Origin of the sequence: Microcystis sp. M083S1 (genome assembly GCF_020246405.1) — a bacterium.
In the GTDB taxonomy this organism is placed as follows: Bacteria; Cyanobacteriota; Cyanobacteriia; order Cyanobacteriales; family Microcystaceae; genus Microcystis; species Microcystis aeruginosa_C.
The window spans coordinates 1-16,649 of the sequence record NZ_JADBTB010000170.1; the positions used below are offsets into that span (position 1 = coordinate 1).

Genomic DNA, 16,649 nt, shown 5'->3' on the forward strand with positions numbered 1-16,649 from the left:
GCTTTCTTCTGTAGGAGATACTTCGATCGGGGATGAGGAACGAGCATCTCGATAATAATTATCTCCTACTAGGGAGTGGGAAGAGCTAGATACTGAAGGTGCTGTACTCTGGTAAGTCTGGCTCGCGGGTGGTTCAGAAGGTTTCAAAGTAGTTATGCCAGTTGGTTCTTTTTGTTCCCGATCTTTCGTATCTTTGGTTTTCCGATTGTGTTTTTCTAATTCTAAATCAGCAATTCTATCATTAATTATACGGTTTTCTTGTCTAATTGTTCGCTCGATATCTTTAAACTTTTCAGAGATTTTTTTATCAATCTCTTGATAAGCTTGATTATAACCTCTATAAAAAAATTGAGTTTCATTTGGACTCCAATTCTGAGAAGCAACTGAAGCGGACGAGTTCTCTGGAGATTCCCCCTCTCCATCTCCTTTAGGGTTTGTTTCTTTACTCCAAAAATTGAATCTAGAAAGAATTAATCTAAGAAAGTGCTTATTCGTAGGCTCCTGTCTATTGGGTGATGATTGTTTTGTAGAGGAAGAGGAGATTTTACTTGATTTTTTTCGGGATCTTAGCAAAGAAATTACGCTCGCTAATAATGCTAATATAGCAACGAGAAAAGTGGTATTAGAAGAGGTTTTTTCTTTTTCTAACTGTGCTATTCGATTAGATAATTTTTGTATTTCTGGATCGATGGGAGGTTTAGTGCTTCCTTGAACGGTAGATTTTAATTGTTTAATATTATCTTCTAGTGAATTCTGTTTATCTTGAAGAAACGTCGTAATTTCCCCGACGGTAGTATCTCCAAAGTTACCATAATTATCTTGGGAGATACTTCTTCTTGTAAAAAAATCTAATTGTTTCTGAACATTTTCAATTGCATCTCTTGTCAATCCTGTCTTAAAAGGATTGATTACCTTTTGAGAGATTTCCTCTAAAGAGCTATCGATGTCACCCAAAATTTTCTCAATGGATGCTCTTTCTTCTTCTTTTAGCTTCGGTAGCTGATTTTTGCGATACTCTTTTATTTTTGTCTGTAAATTTTCTATCTTTGTACTAACCGCATCGCTCTTAATAATTTCCAGCTTTTTCTTGTCAGTAATCGTAATCGCTCCCTTGAGGGCATCGAGAAACTTTTGCTGTTCTTTTTTTAACTCATCGAAAGCTTTATCGATATCGCTCTGTAATTGAGGAGATTTCTCGACGGTTGCCGAGGAGGTTTGAGAGGTTTGCTCTTTTTGGGGATCAGTCCCCTTCCCGCATCCGACGAGGACAGTAGAAACGAGGAGCAGGGATAGAGCCAATTTAGCATAGCTGATTTTTTTCATAGGATTCACCGATTTTATATATCAGAATTGTAGGATGCCGCGTTCCTCTAACTGCCAGGTTTCCCCTCCGGGTAAAGCGGAAACTCTAGCGGGTTTGAGAAGTTCAAAGTTACCCTCTAGCTGAAGATTTTTACAGTCGAAAAAGTCTTCGATCGCTTTGTAGTTGTGTTGGTTCAGTCTGAGGTTGTTACTCGGTACTAAATATTCTGTGCCGTTTTCTTTGATGATCGAATAATTGCCGCGACGATTTTTCTCGAAGATTACCCGCGAGGAACTACCGATTCTTAGTTTTGTCAAGCTTTCTTCGGTGGCGGTGACGTTGATTGCCTGTTGGGAAAAAGACTCTCGATCGCGGTTATATCTTTTCGCTAGATTCGATTCTTCTAGGCTAATCGGGTTCTGAGTTTGTGGCGAAAGTTCTGGATAGGAAACGCTTGTTTCAGAAGGATATGAGGATTGGTTAGAAACCATTTTTCGATTGGCACGTTCGTTCACTCGAATATTGTTTTCTAAATCTCCTACTCTATTGCTAATTTTTTCAATTTCTTCTTGAGATCGAGAAAAGTTTTCTTGATTTTTTGTAGCTAACTGTTCTTGATTTTGCTCGATATTTTTAATATTACTATTGATTGATTCTAGTTGTTCTTTTAGAGTTCTATCTCGCTCTAAATGTATGGTTTGTAACTTTTCTTGTAAGGAGTTTTTCAAATCCATAAGCTCGGCTTGCAAAGGGTCGATCAAATCCCTTTTGATTTCATCCACTAAAGACTCTTCATCTTTCGTCTTGCGCTTGTTATATTCATCTTTAATACTACTTTTCTCTTCCCAAATACCTTTCGCCCAGATAATAATTTTTTGAGAGTCATTATTCAGAGGCCAGTTACATACCGTACAACTCTCTTGCCCTTCGTTATATATAGCATCACAAACTGGACAATTAGACATCATCGTTCTCCCTTAGACTTTTTGCTAAGGGGAGTAGAAAAGACCTCGCCGGTATTTTTCCTACTTCCCCTCTGGTTAGCCGTTATTTGCCAGCCCACTCCTTGCCTAAAACGCGGAGGAGTGCCTTTAATCCTAGGATAAAAGGTGGCTCGACGCGGATGTTTTCTGAATCTCCCCGAATGTGAACGAGATTCGTTCTCAGTTCTTTATGGACTTCACGCCAGAGACGATCTTTGTAACTAGACTCCAGTTCGCCATTTTTAAAAGCGGGCATGGGTTTAAGTCCCTGAATGTCGATCTCTTTCACTGCGGTGTTGAACTCGTTTAGAAAAGCGGGAACTTCCTGGAGTTGGGGCATATCGAAGCCGGTGATATTGCCTTCCAACTCCAGATAGTCTTTCCACGTAATTTTTTGACCGTTCACCGTGCAATCCTCCCCGGCGATGACTGGTTCTGGTTTTTTGCTGATAATTCCTCCTAGGGGAGTTCGGTCTAGTACCAGACCACAGGCGACTTCATCCTTGGGACGGGTGCTTAATCGGGTGATCTCGTTGGTGTCCGGGAAACCGGAGGCCTTACTCAGCATCCGACTGAAAAGTTCGTTAACTTCGGAGTGACGATCGAACCGTCCGCCAATCGCCAGCCAGTTCAACAGGCGCGAACCGTTGCCACCGATGTACACGGGGGTGATTTCCGGTCGGCTGTAGCGGTCTTTTTCGTAGAGAACCTGTAACAGAATCCCCACATAGTAGTATAGTCCCGCCGTACCGATCGCCATCAGTCGGAGTAAACCCTGGAATTGGGGATCTTCTTCGAGAAAGTCTCTTTTCTTGAGCCAGTTCTCGCTTTCGAGGCGGAGTAGGACATCTAGCTTGGCGTGGAAGTTTCCCTCTTTCAATCCCTGCCATTCGCTCGTGTTTACCCCAAACTTCTCGACGAGAAATCCGGGATTGAGTTCCAAGAATTGGGAGAACAGATGTCGCCCGGCTAATTGTACCGAGCATTGATGCACCAGTTGGAAGCGATCGGTGTCGGCCTCCCAGATGGAGATATCCGAGGTTCCTCCCCCCATGTCGATACAGGTGCTATTGACGAGGTTGTGACCCTCCTGATCGGCGAAATACTGGGCCGTTGCCACACTTTCCGTGCGGAAATAGGTGAGATTATCCTGTTGCGGGCAAATTTGGCTGATCCCGGTTTTTGCCTGCAACTCTTCGGTTAAATCCTGCCAGTTGCGTGCGTAGCGGATTCTATCGGCGCGGGAGAAAGCGGAAGGATAGGAGAGAGACCACTGGATTTGTTGGATGCCGTTTTTGGCTGCGAGGGCTGTGACATGAAGGGCTAAATGCTTGAGAAAAAGCCGATTGATGGTGATATTCGTCCATTTGAGATCGGTTTCGATCCAGCCCTCTTGGGGGTTAAATCTCGCGCGATCGGGAATATAGATCCGACCGTCGTAGATCGGGCGTTCTTTCGCTACGTTATTCGCCTTTCGGGTGGTTAACACGCTACTGAGGGGTAACGGTTTCTCTGGGGGAATGAAGTTTTCGGGAACGAAATACTCGAACAGGGTGGGCAGTCGAGTATCGGACAGTACCTCCGTCACTTTGAGATGCAGACTTTCTAAGGGAAGCGGTTCGGTTATTCCTCGGCGATTGACGTAGATATTGGTAAAAGATGTCCCAAAATCGACCCCCACTTTCCAGGAACCCTCCAGAGCGATCGATGCCGGCGTTTTCAGCAGGATTAGGCCGAGGAAGTTTTTCGATCTATCCCGACATTCGATACAGGAGGGATACTCCTCTAGTCGGGTGAGTTGATAGGAACCCTTGCCATCTTGGAAAATATGCGGTTCTTTGGCGCCGGGCAAATTCACCTGAAAAGTGCGATCAAGCGGATTCGAGGAACCGAGAAATTCCAGATCGTAGTAAAAGGCGTAATATTCCTTCCAACCCTGGGCCCGGAAGTTCGGCCAGATCTCTAAAACCGGAACTTGGGTCAGGGCGTTGTCTTCCTTGATGGGATAGTCTTTAAACACCCGATAATTCTGGGGATTTCTCTCGTCATTGTTCATGCCCGATAGGGGCAGGTCTAGGGATACCCGCAGAACTGGCCCCTCACTCCCGTTGAGCGTACTGAACTGGAGCTTCCGCAGTAACTCTTCGGGGGTAAAGTAGTCCAGGAGGATCGGGTTGAGGGGCAGGAGAGGGGTGATTTCCTGTCCTTTGAACACGATCGACGGAGTGTTATCCGGCAAAAACCCCCCTGGTAGGGCATCTTCCATATCGATAAAGTGAAATTCCGGGGTAAATAGATCCTTGGACTCGATCCACCGGATATCTTTCCAGAGGATTTTCCCAGTCTGTAAATCCTTGAGGATAGATGGAGAGGCGAGGGTTTGATCCTGATAGATCCAGATATCTTGGGGCGATCGATCCCACGAGCGAGCGATTTCTGGATCGATAATCAGGAGAGGGGGAACGAGGCCGCGCTTATTCTCGCTGGCCACGACCCGCACGCAGGATTCTTTCGGTTCGGCTTTGACGGGACGATTGAGGGCGTTTAAAAGGCCTCGATTGAGAGGAACGCCGAAAAATTGGGGATTATTACTTAAACTCAGCCGTTGTTCCGGTTGCCCTCCCAAGCTATTCTGAAATTCCGCTAACAGACCCCGCATGGTATTCTGGGCGATCGCGTCCCCAGTATAGCGATTTAACTCGTTATTGAGGTTCTCCAGCCAACGCCAGAGCAATGCTTTTTCACTGGCATTGAGATAACCTTGCGGCGCTTCCAAACAACGGGTCTGCCGATTCCACCAGGGCAGATTTTCCCACTTGCCGGCTTCGGAGGGAACGACGATCGTACTGGGGGAGGACATTCCCACCGATTTCCCATCCCATAAAAAGACGTAGACATCTTCCCACGGGTTTTTTGCCTCTAGAAGATAAAGGGCTTTACTGGGGGGATTGGGGCGCAGTTCGTAGAGGGCACGGGCGAAGGGATCTTGATGGCGGAGTTGGCCCAGTTCTAGCAGTTGTGCCGAGAGGGGAAAACGCCGCGTTTCCGCAAGGGCCAAGGCCGCTAACATTCCTTGCCACTGGTCGATCATCTGCCGATGGATGGGATAGGCCTTGTTGTGAAGAGCCATTTGCATCGACAGGGGACGGGCCCAGATGGTGGGGACGGAACTGACACTTTTTACCTGGCCGGGGGATTTGTAATCGAGACTGGAGGCCACATCGCCAAAGGTTTTAAAGTCTTGCGCGTCCCATTTTCCCGCTTGATCGGAGGGACGGACATCGCTATCGGATTTTAATTTCGGCAGTAATAAAAACATAGACTAAAGGCTATTGCTTACAAAAGGTGTATAGGGCTTTGGCTAATGCGGCGATCCCAGGCTCCGCGGAGTTGTCGGGTTTATAGCTCTGTAGGCTTTGCATCAGAGAGGTGATCGTGTCTCTCGATTTGGTTTTATTGTCGAGAGGGCGATCGAGTACCAGTTCTGCTAACTGTTCTCGTCGGAGGGACTTTTCTGGATCACCCATCGCTTGGGTGTTAAAGAGTTGGATCTGTTCTCCCTCGATCTGGTGCAGGCGGTACAACCAAGTCAGATAATCCCGACACCAGGCGCTAATCGTCTTCAGTGCTTCCTGTTGTTGGGGATCACCTAACCGCGTCATCCCGTCTGCCGAGCCTTTATGGGGAAAGAAAGGGCGCGACCAGGGTGTAAGTACCAGGCGATCATCTTTTCTTTTGAGGATGCCGTTGAGTTCGGGTTCAAACTCGGACAGCCAACTGTAGGCGAATCGAGTCCCGTTGACGAGCGCGGGTTGGATTTCCGCTCGATCCGGCAGATCGTCCCAAATCAGCCGACCGATTTGCTCCCGGCCTATTAAAACGACTTTTTCCCCTATTTCGGCGGTATGAAGGAAAAAATACCGCGCGGCGAGGGCGCTATAGAGTTCTAGGAAGTGGGGATCATTGCGCTGGCTATTTTTGCCGACGCTAAATTCCACTTTCGAGAAGTTTTCATTTCCCAGCAGAAAAACCGTATCGAAGGTCTCTCGCGCTTGGGTCACATAATAGCGTAGGGCGGCTTCGGTGTTCAGTAAAAATTGTTCGGAACGAGCGAAAATCCCGTCCGGATCTTCTCCTGGCGGCGGGGTGAACCCGAAATAGGGCAACAGGAACAGACAACCGATCTTGACTTTATCTTTGACCCCGATATTTTTCAGTTTATTGGCCAGTAAACGGGCGATCGTCGGTAGTCCAGAGGCTCCAGTTCCCCCAAACATCGACCCGCAGAGAAACACTTTCGGGGCTTTTCCTGCGCCTGTGTCTGCTTGTATTTGTTTGATCAGCGCTCCCCAGGGTTCTTGATCCAATCGTTCGAGATCCACTTGGCTCATCACCGCCGAACCGATCGCCGGACGACCGCGGAAACCCACGTCTAGCGAGACTTCCTGTTCGTCTTTCGTGTAGAGAACATCGAATAGATTACCGAGAGCGGGTTGATTTTGTTTGAGCGTGTTGTAGTTGAAAAAGGCTTTCAATTCTTTACTGGAATTAACCCCCCCAAAGGGCGACCAGAGATCGAAGGATTCGATCTTAGTTTTCATCCAGGGATGGAGTTGGCTATTATCTTGGTTCTCTTTGCCGACGATCAACTCCTGACATCGGCTGTAGATACTGAGCGCGTTTCTCGATCGCTCTAGATTCCCGTTGGTTTCGTCCGCGTCGATAAAGAGAACTTTTAACGGTTGTTCGGTAAACAGTCCCACCGAGGCGAGTTTCGTGATTGCCTCGATACATTTCGCCCCCGTTCCCCCGATGCCGATCACATACATGGCCATACTGAATTGCCTCCTTTTTTTTCTTAAAATCGATCGATGATATCCCGCAGTTGATGGGATAGGGGTGGTGTGTAGATCAACAGGCCCGGGGTGCTACTGGCAGTCGGTAGCCAAAACAGGATGAGGATATCCAGTACAAAAAAGAGGGCGAGGAGTAAACGCAGTTCTTCGATCGGATTGAAAAACCCGATGGCGAGACCGATACTCAGAATAGGAACGATTCCGAGAAGCCACCACCACAAGCTCCAAGCTCTGAGTTCATCCGGTCGTCTAGCGGCCGATTTCGCCGTCATCACGCACCAGAGAATTGTGCAAGCGATCGACAATCCGAAAACCACCCCCGCCGCCACCATATACGCCCCACTCGCCCAACTCGCTAGGGCCGCTCCCGGATCTTGAACGCTGGGCGACCAAATCGCTCCCGTTCTAAAGATCAAGGGTTGAATCAAGAACATAAGGATCGCGCCCACGACGATAATAGCGATCACACGAATTATTTCACCAGGTTTCATAGTTATCTCTATCTAATGGGATTATTTCCCTACATATTTACTACAGGTTTTAGCCACTTCTGACTCTGAGCGGCTAGGATTAGAATGGTAGTCAACGAGCCAGTCACAACCACTTTTTAATAATTCGTGTAAGGGTTGCACTGAAAATACTTCAATTTTACCCTTATCCCCCTCGACGACAACAGATCTTCCATCGGGACTGAAACTAAATTTATTAACCTTAACAAAATCGCTGGTGAATTCGGCGATTTTTTGCCGCTTAGAATAATCCCATATCTTAATAACTCGATCATCACCCACCGTAGCTAAGTACGAGCGAGCCGAACTCAGCCAGCTTGATGGATTCTCGTTAAATTGACCGAAGCCGATATCTATAATACCTTTTTCGTATCCAGTATTGAGCGGCTCAATGCTTCGACCAGATCGATCAAATAAGTAAATCTTACTCTTTTCGGTTGCCGCTATGGCGATATCCCCGTTCTCATTGATATCCAAACCGCTAACACCTCCCGAGTAGTCATTGTCATGCGCTTCCAATGGCACTTCTTTCGGATCATTCAAATCAGATATATTCCAGAGCTTTACACCTTTTACACCTTCAGTTCCTACAGAAACAAACTGTTGACCATTTGGACTGAAGCTCATGAACTTTACTTCTCCCCCATTAGGATTAGGCATCGTTTGGCTTTCAGTGGGCTTTTTTTTATAATTCCAAAACGTTACCGCACCTTGTTTATCACCTGTAGCAATAATCTTTTTAGAAGGATGAATGGCAATACTTGTAATATTATCCTGTCCAGTAGATATCGAGATGGGATTTTGTACTACTCCTTCTAAATTCAAGAAATCAATAACTCCATCTTTATTGACAGAAACAATTTGCCGATCGCTTTCTGGTGTAAAACCAATTGCTATAGATGGGGATACTTTCTCCTCATCTTTGAAGGGAATTTCCCTTCCTTTGATAGACCATAATTGAACGTTGCCCTTTTCGTCTAAAGTAACAATGGATAGTGTCTTAGGATCATTTGAATTATTGTCAGAACGCAAGGTTAAGTTTTTAAGCGATACCTCCCCAGTTGAGAAAGGTGTAGATTTTGAAGAAAAATCCCATAGACGAGCTTGATTTTCTTGGGCGACTGTAATTAGTTTCTTACTTTTAAGATTAAAACTAGCGTTTTCAATTTCCTTGTCTTTAGTTTTTTGCTTTGAGGCATAACCTTTTAAAGCAATTTCTTTCAATATTTCTGGTTTTGGTTCATTTTCCAAATTAATTACAAGAAGTTTGAGTAAATCTTTATTTTCATAAACAACAAATAAGTTGTCTCCAAAAAAATCAACCTTCGTGTATGGATTCTTGTCAGGTTCTTTGTAAATATCCCAATCGTTTAGGTAATTAAGAGAGTTATTTTCTTGCCAGTTCCAAAGCGTAATTTTTCCATTTTTTTCTGCTGTAGCGAGCTTTGTATCCTTTGAATTAAAGCTGATGTCAAAAGGAACTCTTTGTCCGAGTTCTTTTGATATAAGACTTTTTCCTTCTAAAGTTTTTAGCTCTATCGATCCTTTTGTTCCTGCAATCGCAATCGCAATTGTTTGATCTCGTAAACTTAAACTAAATACAGTTCCATTAGTATCGAAATCTTGTTCTTTATTGCCTGTTTCCAAGTTCCATAGGCACACTTTATCACCACCACCAGTAACTAGGTACTTACCATCTTCAGAGAAACTAAGACTACGGATGCCCTGAGTATCTCGATGACATTTAGTTAGTTCGGAAATCAATGTCAAGTCAGGAATTTGCAAGATTTTTACAGATCCGTTTTCTCCACCAACTGCTAGTTGTTTTCCATCAGGATTAAATTCTAGACTTATAATTTCTTTTGAATTATTATAGTCTCCTCTAAATTTTCCCGATAATTTCCAGAGTCGAATTTTATTATCCTCTCCACCAGTAGCAATTAAATTACCCACTGGACTAAAACTGACCGCTTTCATTAGGTTTTGAATATTCGGATCGGGGGTAATTCGGTTTTTTTCATGAATTTGAGTAACGATAGTTTGTAGGGCTAATAGAGGAGAGGATGGCAGATTTTCTCTAAGTAGGGGTATGTTATTAAATCGGCTATTATAAATTTGATCCCCTGATGTTATTGCCTTTTCTAAGGCTTCTATTTCTTGATTTTCAAAATTCTTTAAAGCTTCCATTCCTGCATTTTGCATTTTTCCTATATCGATGTAGGAATATAAAACGATTATTCCTAAGACTACTGCAAGAAACAAGAAAAAGAGTGATATGTTTCGACCTCCAGAAAACAAGCATGATCTGTTTCGACTATTGCAAGAATTTCTAATTGTATATACCCAATTTTCGATTTTTCTACGCCGACTTTCTGGTATTTCATTTGTTATTTTAGGTAGGAAGTTGGATAAAATATCGCTGATTTTTGACCAGAGGGGGTTGGGGTATAAAATATTCAAAAATAATAGCACCCCTTCTACAATTTCTGTAAAACATTCTACGAGTTTGCTCAATGATGCTGGCGAGTTCGAGGTTTTAGCTTGGGGGGTCGGGGGTTCAGTCGAATTTTGGGATTCATTCTGATTCGGGGGTTCAGTCGAATTTTGGGATTCAGTTGGATTCGGTGTTTCAGTCGGATTCGGTGTTTCAGGCAGATTTGGGGCAGAGGCGATAAAGTCTTGAAGAAAGATTTCGTAGATTCGATTGTGAATCTTTATCTCATTATTTTCTCTGACCAATAGACCTAAATTAATTAGTTCTTGTTGTTCTGGAGTCCGACGATAAGTGTCTCTGCCTCCTCTTTGTAAAATTTCCTGACAGATATTGACGTACTGACCGTTTCTATTTAGCATCTCACGAATATTGCTCAGATGCCCCGAAATTTTTTGTCCTCCTAATATACGTTTTGTGGCAATATTTTCAATACAGCTTTGCGCTGTGTCTTCCGAAATACTAGGTAATGTAAAATTATCAGTCTTAAAAAATAATTTTAAAAATTCATGAGTCAGTAGTGGTTGTCCATGCGTCCAATCCAGTATTTTTTGGAGTGCTGTTTCCAAATTTTTCAGTTTCTTAACTTTGTCTGAATAATGTGCCAATCCCTGCCCTTGTCTTAAGTCCTCAAGTGTAAAATCGCCGATACTTATCTGGGTGGATGGGTTGAAAATAAGTTCATATTGGCGATTATCATTTAAGGTGAGAGACTTCTTCTCGCCAAAGAATGCAAAGGTGATTTTCTGAAAGTTCCGATAGTTTTGGTTTTTAGCACGTTTGGGATCACGTTGCTCGTAGCAATGGAGTAGTGTTTGTAAAAAGTGCTGGGAAAATGTGGGAAAATAAGATCTTTCATTCAAAAGAAACTCTAGTTCATCGATAAAAATAACAATTTTGTCATCTTGAACTTTTTCTAATAAAATGTTTTCGATAAAATATATTAAAAGCTCCGCACCAGGTTGCAAAGAAGAATGTCTAAAGGCTTGATAATCTGTATCTTGCAATAAACAATCACCATTCTGGGTCGTGAACTGTGTCGCTAGATCGTGAATGAATTCCCAATATAACTCTGTAGAAATGCTAGTTCTAGGGTTATCTTGCTGATTTCTGGACATCCGAAGACTTACGCACTTAACTCCATCATTTTCAAGACGCGAGCGCGTTCTTTCTAGTAAAAAACTTTTTCCAGTTTTTGGAGGACTTAAAACAAGACAATCATCTCCATGCGATAACCTATCATAGAGATCTCGATCTGCTGGCCGCTCTATATACATATCCGTTATCTTTCCCCTTCAACCAATCTATCTCGAAATTAACTGCACACCTATACTTGACATATTATAGTGCTATTATTACAACACGGGGGATTGTAAAAAAAGTTAACTCCTTCTCATCCTGCCAATTTCGTCGAATCCGTCCTAGTATAGGAGAGAAGGTAGCAGTAGTTCACGAGGAGATCGAATGGTGCGCGCTCGATGGTTAGTAATAACAATAGTCACTTGTTTAGGAATTGTATCTTGCAATACAGCAGAAAAGCCTTTTTCGTGCGTACCTACCCCGATCGAAAAGACGGATACTCGCTCAACCCCTCTAGGCATCTCGATTCAAGTGGATGGATCTAGCTCAATGTTGGGCTACGTTAGCGATGCTGGTAGCCTCTATGTGCAAACCCTAAAACTGCTCGACGAAACCCTATCTTTAGTCAGTAAAACTCCTGTTCAATACTATCGTTCGGGAAATGCGCTCACCCGTAGTGATTTTAGAAAAGCCCAACTTCCCACCTTTTATAATGGTACAGATTTTCCCGATGTTTCCGCTCCTATTCAAAATCTAATTGTCGAACCAGGGACAAAAAATTCCCTACAGGTTATCGTTACTGATCTCGATCAAGCATCGGGAGATGTGACACTTCTCACGAGAAAAATTCAAGAAACTTATTTAAACTCAAAGCATCCTGAATACGCCGTAGCGATTTGGGCGATTCAAAGCGAATTTGAAGGAACCGTCTATGTGCAAGAGCAAAACAGGATCAAAAAATTTCCCTTTCCCAACGAGAAATCTAGCAATAAATTTCGTCCATTTTATGTAGTTTTTATTGGTCGTCACAACGACATAACTCAATATTTTGCCAGCTTACAAGAACGCCAAGAGAACATTTTAGCCAATAGCAAAATTGCTATTTTTTCACCCAATCATCTTGTAAAGGAACCATTTTTGTTAGATCGAGAAATTGAAGAAAAACCCGCCGAAGAAAAAGCAGTTTTAGGAGAATGGAATCTATCCTTAAATGGCTTTAGAGTTCAAGCTAAAGACCAGAATAATCAACTCTGGAAAATACCGCAAACTTCTACAGATGCGATTGAGATTTCCGATAGTGTTTCCCTTGATACGAGCGAGCATACGGTGGCGATCGATGTCCGTTCGATCGAACCCTTACAAAGCATCGAGGTTCCCAATAAATTCTCGAACACATTTCAAAACTCAAAAGAAGTTTTAAAAGATGATTCCAATTTACAAAAAGCGATCAAGATATCCAAATGGAATCTCGATTCCCCAGCTGGACAAGCTCCCCGAAAGCTAAATTTTGTCACCACGATCCACCCCGATAAGTTTCCCGAACCAGGAATTTACCTCTTCACGATCGATCTCGTCGCCAAGAATCTACAGGAACAACCTTGGTGGGAAGAGTGGAACTGGCAAATCGGCCGGGATAATCAACAAGATGGCTCGAAAACGAATAATTTACTCCCTTTTCTTCGAGGCCTAAAAACGATCACGGCCAACCTCATGGCCGAAAATCCCCCGAAAATCGGCCGATTCTGTTACGCGATCGAGAAAAATTAGGGTTTCATCACCAGGCCCTAGTAGTCGGTAAAGTTGAAATTGACGGATACAAGTGGGTTAATTTGCTTATTTTACTCCTCCCATTATCCATAATTATTGCTTTGACAGACCTCTAGGGCCGTAGAAGATGCTGTCCGTAAACGCAAAATGACCAGACCAAAACCCATCAAAGCGATCGAGGCGCGCATCCAAGACAGATAGGTGCGTTCGTTGGCCGAATGATCTCGCCAGTAATCGGGGTTAAATTTCTGCTTTGTCTTTTGGGATTTAAACAGCATAGAGGAGTTCCTCGCAGTGAAGTTCAATAAAATCAAGTATTCTTTCTTCTGGTTTTAATAAATTGTTTTTATCATCTAGTTTTTCGCTTATCTTTAACCAATTCAAGGGACTTAAGCAGATTATCATCCATAAATAGCGGAAGTTTACCGTCCCATCTTTCGATCGCTTTGTTCTGTAAAACTTCTGGACTTAAGGAGTCTTGGAGAATGCGATGAGCTTCCGCCTCTCCTTTAGCCAGATTGATTTTCACTTCCGATTCTTTCAGAGCTTTCAGCACCATAAAACCGGCTTTTTTGGCTTCCTGTTCGGCAATTTGTTTGGCTTCCACCGCATCGGTAAAGCGATCGGAAAAATTGACATGAACCAAAGAAATATCATCGACACCGATATGATAATTTTTCAGTCTTTCGCTCAAACGAATATCCACTTCCCCTTTCACCTCCTCCCGTTTAGTAATTAATTCTTCGGCGGTATATTTAGCCATAACTGCCTTGAGAATTTCCTCCACTGCTGGATCGATCACTCGTTCGATGACAGCCGCTTCATCGCCAATTTGTTGAAAAATATTATTAACTTCTGATGCTAAAATATGCCAATTCAGGGCCACATCTGTGAATACTTCCTGTAGGTCTTTGGAGGAAGCTTCGGCCGCTATCTGTTGTTTTTGAATTCTCACACTTAGTTTTTTTACCGTGTTAACAACGGGAATAATCCCGTGAATGCCCTCATTAAGTATTTTCTCCTGTACTTGACCAAAAACCATTAAAACCCCTCTTTCTCCCGCATTGACAATCACGAAAGGATTAAAAATAATCGCCAAAATTAATAACAAAAAAAAGAGATTACTTGGCCTAGCAAAAAGACGAGTTTTAAACATTTTAATTGAGAATAGAGATGGTTGATAGTATAAGTTTACATATAAATAAAAGGGCTGATTTTATCTTGGTAATTAGTGACAGTTTTATCTATTTTAATAATTTCAGCAACTAGAAAATGAAGATGAAGTCAGATTTAGTCTCGTTATTTATTTCCCTTCTGGCTGGCAAAATATCGTAAAATACTTGTCTATTTATAGTTATGATATTCGCCAATTAAATGTTTTAGTAATCATGGATTAAAACGAGCATCTCGTTAGGTTTAGTCAGAAATTTGGTCAAAAAGGCATTTATTTATCCAAGAAAGGAATCAGGGTTATCCAGAAGCAATTATAACAAAATTTCCCTTGTCTTAAATGGTACATTCTCATTTCACCAGTCTAGCCGGTACTTTCTTTTGTAAGTAGGTAGGTGTTAAAAATTGTCAGATGCCCCCCTTATTAAGGGGGGATTAAGGGGGGATCGGCACCCCCTGATCAAGGGGGGATTAAGGGGATTAGAACCACTTACTTAGCAATTACCCTAACACAATCCAGTTTCGGTATAAAAGATATTTTGTATAAAGGATATCTCAATAAATTGACTCGCAGAAGATGGCTATGATAGAAAAATACAGTAAGCAGATAAGCCCACTGTACCCATTCCATCCCCTAAGGAGGTAATTTAATCACCCTTTTTCCTCGATCGCACAAATCGAGGAATTTCCCCTTTATTTTCCTCCCCGATCGCCTATGTCTGACCGTTACCGTTTCGAGACGCTGCAAGTACACGCCGGCCAGGAACCTGCCCCCGGAACCAACGCCCGTGCCGTTCCCATCTATCAAACCACCTCCTACGTTTTCAACGATGCCGACCACGGGGCGCGACTGTTTGCCCTAGAAGAGTTCGGTAACATCTACACCAGGATCATGAACCCGACCACCGATGTCTTCGAGAAGCGGATCGCCGCTTTAGAAGGGGGTGCGGCGGCCCTGGCCACCTCTAGCGGTCAGGCAGCCCAATTTCTAGCGATCGCTAATATTGCCGGTGCGGGGGATAATATCGTTTCCACTAGCTACCTCTACGGCGGAACCTATAATCAGTTCAAAGTCTCCCTACCACGTTTAGGAATAAATGTCAAGTTCGTCGATGGCGATGAGGCCGAGGCTTTTCGAGCGGCGATCGATGATCGCACTAAAGCCTTATACGTCGAGACGATCGGCAATCCCCGATTTAATATTCCCGATTTTGCCGCCCTGGCCCATATCGCCCACGAGAACGGCATTCCCCTCATCGTCGATAATACCTTCGGCTGCGGCGGCTATCTCTGTCGCCCGATCGAACAGGGGGCCGATATCGTGGTGCAATCGGCCACCAAATGGATCGGCGGTCACGGCACTTCCATCGGCGGAGTAATCGTCGATTCGGGGAAATTCGACTGGGGAAACGGCAAATTTCCCCAGTTTACCGAACCCGCACCGGGTTATCACGGGTTGAATTTCTACGAGGTGTTCGGACCGTCGGGCCCTTTGGGCAATATCGCCTTTATTATCCGGGCCCGGGTGGAGGGATTGCGGGATTTCGGGCCGGCCTTGAGTCCGTTTAACGCATTTTTACTGCTACAGGGATTGGAAACCCTCTCCCTACGGGTCGATCGTCATGTATCCAATGCGTTGGCCTTGGCGAACTGGTTAAAAGAACAGCCGCAGGTGCAATGGGTCGATTATCCCGGATTACCGGAACATCCTTACCACGAACGGGCGAAGAAGTACCTAAAACACGGCTTCGGCGGGGTTTTAGCCTTCGGGATTCGGGGCGGTTTCGAGGCCGGGCGGAATTTTATCAACCGGGTGAAACTAGCTAGTCATCTCGCCAACGTGGGGGACGCAAAAACCCTGGTTATCCATCCCGCCTCGACGACTCACCAGCAGTTAAACGAAGAAGAACAGCGATCGGCGGGAGTAACGCCCGAATTAATCCGCGTTTCCGTGGGTTTGGAACATATTGACGATATTATCGAGGATTTCCAGCAAACTTTCCAGAGTTTATAACCCACCACCCCGCCCATGGATCGCCTAGACTTGATCTCCCCGGAAACCCGTTTCTATTCCCCACCGCATCCTTTTGTTCTCGAATCGGGGGCGGTTCTCGAAAGGGTGCGGATCGCCTATCGAACCTGGGGAATTTTGAATAACAAGCGGGATAACGGGGTTATTGTCTGTCATGCCTTCACGGGATGGGCCGACGTGGAAGCTTGGTGGGAACCTTTGTTAGGAACCGGACGCGTTCTCGATCCCACCCGGGATTTTATTGTCTGTAGCAATATTCTCGGCAGTTGCTACGGGACAACCGGCCCCACTTCGATCGATCCCCGTACCGGTAAACCCCAGCAATTCTCATTTTGAAAACAAAAGAAGATAAAGTTCTCTTGTTCACATAGAGAACTTCTGTCTAATTATCATTTTTTTTCAAGATAATCATCATAATTAGCTTCAAGAGACAGTTTTAAAATATCTGCCCATAAAAA

10 protein-coding genes and 1 pseudogene are annotated in these 16,649 nt (G+C 44.1%); 3 read left to right on the forward strand and 8 right to left on the reverse strand.

All coding sequences use genetic code 11. From position 1 onward, the window contains the following. The 6 genes from IM450_RS15740 to IM450_RS15765 form a co-directional block, all read right to left on the reverse strand. Window positions 1-1,323 (reverse strand): hypothetical protein (locus tag IM450_RS15740; RefSeq protein WP_287688713.1); only part of this gene is annotated, 1,323 nt, incomplete at its 3' end. Window positions 1,324-1,344: 21 nt separating this feature from the next. Then, window positions 1,345-2,268, reverse strand: coding sequence for a hypothetical protein (locus tag IM450_RS15745; protein ID WP_287665220.1), 924 nt, complete (start codon window positions 2,266-2,268; stop codon window positions 1,345-1,347). A gap of 82 nt (window positions 2,269-2,350) precedes the next feature. Then, the gene (locus IM450_RS15750; protein ID WP_287665223.1) at window positions 2,351-5,605 is read right to left on the reverse strand and encodes a hypothetical protein; all 3,255 of its coding nucleotides are present in this window, start codon (window positions 5,603-5,605) and stop codon (window positions 2,351-2,353) included. Window positions 5,606-5,615: 10 nt separating this feature from the next. After that, window positions 5,616-7,121 (reverse strand): tubulin-like doman-containing protein, encoded by a 1,506-nt coding sequence (locus IM450_RS15755; protein WP_149979298.1) that lies wholly within the window; start codon window positions 7,119-7,121, stop codon window positions 5,616-5,618. A gap of 23 nt (window positions 7,122-7,144) precedes the next feature. Continuing rightward, window positions 7,145-7,633, reverse strand: a complete 489-nt coding sequence (locus tag IM450_RS15760) for a hypothetical protein (RefSeq protein ID WP_287665226.1) — start codon at window positions 7,631-7,633, stop codon at window positions 7,145-7,147. Window positions 7,634-7,654: 21 nt separating this feature from the next. After that, complete coding sequence (locus tag IM450_RS15765; RefSeq protein WP_287665229.1) at window positions 7,655-11,419, reverse strand: WD40 repeat domain-containing protein; 3,765 nt, start codon at window positions 11,417-11,419, stop codon at window positions 7,655-7,657. Between the two features lie 187 nt (window positions 11,420-11,606). Between IM450_RS15765 and IM450_RS15770 the strand changes: the two genes are divergently transcribed. Beyond that, window positions 11,607-12,989, forward strand: a complete 1,383-nt coding sequence (locus IM450_RS15770; RefSeq protein WP_287665232.1) for a hypothetical protein — start codon at window positions 11,607-11,609, stop codon at window positions 12,987-12,989. Window positions 12,990-13,102: 113 nt separating this feature from the next. Here IM450_RS15770 and IM450_RS15775 read toward each other — a convergent pair. Together IM450_RS15775 and IM450_RS15780 are read right to left on the reverse strand one after the other, a co-directional pair. Then, window positions 13,103-13,267 (reverse strand): annotated as a pseudogene (locus IM450_RS15775) (YidH family protein); the annotation flags it as partial. Between the two features lie 71 nt (window positions 13,268-13,338). Beyond that, on the reverse strand, window positions 13,339-14,145 hold the full coding sequence (locus tag IM450_RS15780) for a prohibitin family protein (protein ID WP_287665235.1): 807 nt from the start codon (window positions 14,143-14,145) through the stop codon (window positions 13,339-13,341). Between the two features lie 729 nt (window positions 14,146-14,874). Here IM450_RS15780 and IM450_RS15785 point away from each other — a divergent pair. Further along, window positions 14,875-16,173, forward strand: a complete 1,299-nt coding sequence (locus tag IM450_RS15785; RefSeq protein WP_002803145.1) for an O-acetylhomoserine aminocarboxypropyltransferase/cysteine synthase family protein — start codon at window positions 14,875-14,877, stop codon at window positions 16,171-16,173. 15 nt (window positions 16,174-16,188) lie between these two features. Beyond that, window positions 16,189-16,527 carry a hypothetical protein gene (locus tag IM450_RS15790; protein WP_287665238.1) on the forward strand — a complete coding sequence of 113 codons (339 nt, stop codon included), beginning with the start codon at window positions 16,189-16,191 and terminating at the stop codon, window positions 16,525-16,527. Window positions 16,528-16,649: the final 122 nt, after the last annotated feature.

What these genes read in the sequence shown, in the direction of transcription:
- IM450_RS15765 (WP_287665229.1), bottom strand. Translation starts at nt 11,419, where the DNA reads ATGTATATAGAGCGGCCAGCAGATCGAGATCTCTATGATAGGTTATCG.
- IM450_RS15770 (WP_287665232.1), top strand. Translation starts at nt 11,607, where the DNA reads ATGGTGCGCGCTCGATGGTTAGTAATAACAATAGTCACTTGTTTAGGA.
- IM450_RS15745 (WP_287665220.1), bottom strand. Translation starts at nt 2,268, where the DNA reads ATGTCTAATTGTCCAGTTTGTGATGCTATATATAACGAAGGGCAAGAG.
- IM450_RS15750 (WP_287665223.1), bottom strand. Translation starts at nt 5,605, where the DNA reads ATGTTTTTATTACTGCCGAAATTAAAATCCGATAGCGATGTCCGTCCC.
- IM450_RS15755 (WP_149979298.1), bottom strand. Translation starts at nt 7,121, where the DNA reads ATGGCCATGTATGTGATCGGCATCGGGGGAACGGGGGCGAAATGTATC.
- IM450_RS15760 (WP_287665226.1), bottom strand. Translation starts at nt 7,633, where the DNA reads ATGAAACCTGGTGAAATAATTCGTGTGATCGCTATTATCGTCGTGGGC.
- IM450_RS15785 (WP_002803145.1), top strand. Translation starts at nt 14,875, where the DNA reads ATGTCTGACCGTTACCGTTTCGAGACGCTGCAAGTACACGCCGGCCAG.
- IM450_RS15780 (WP_287665235.1), bottom strand. Translation starts at nt 14,145, where the DNA reads ATGTTTAAAACTCGTCTTTTTGCTAGGCCAAGTAATCTCTTTTTTTTG.
- IM450_RS15790 (WP_287665238.1), top strand. Translation starts at nt 16,189, where the DNA reads ATGGATCGCCTAGACTTGATCTCCCCGGAAACCCGTTTCTATTCCCCA.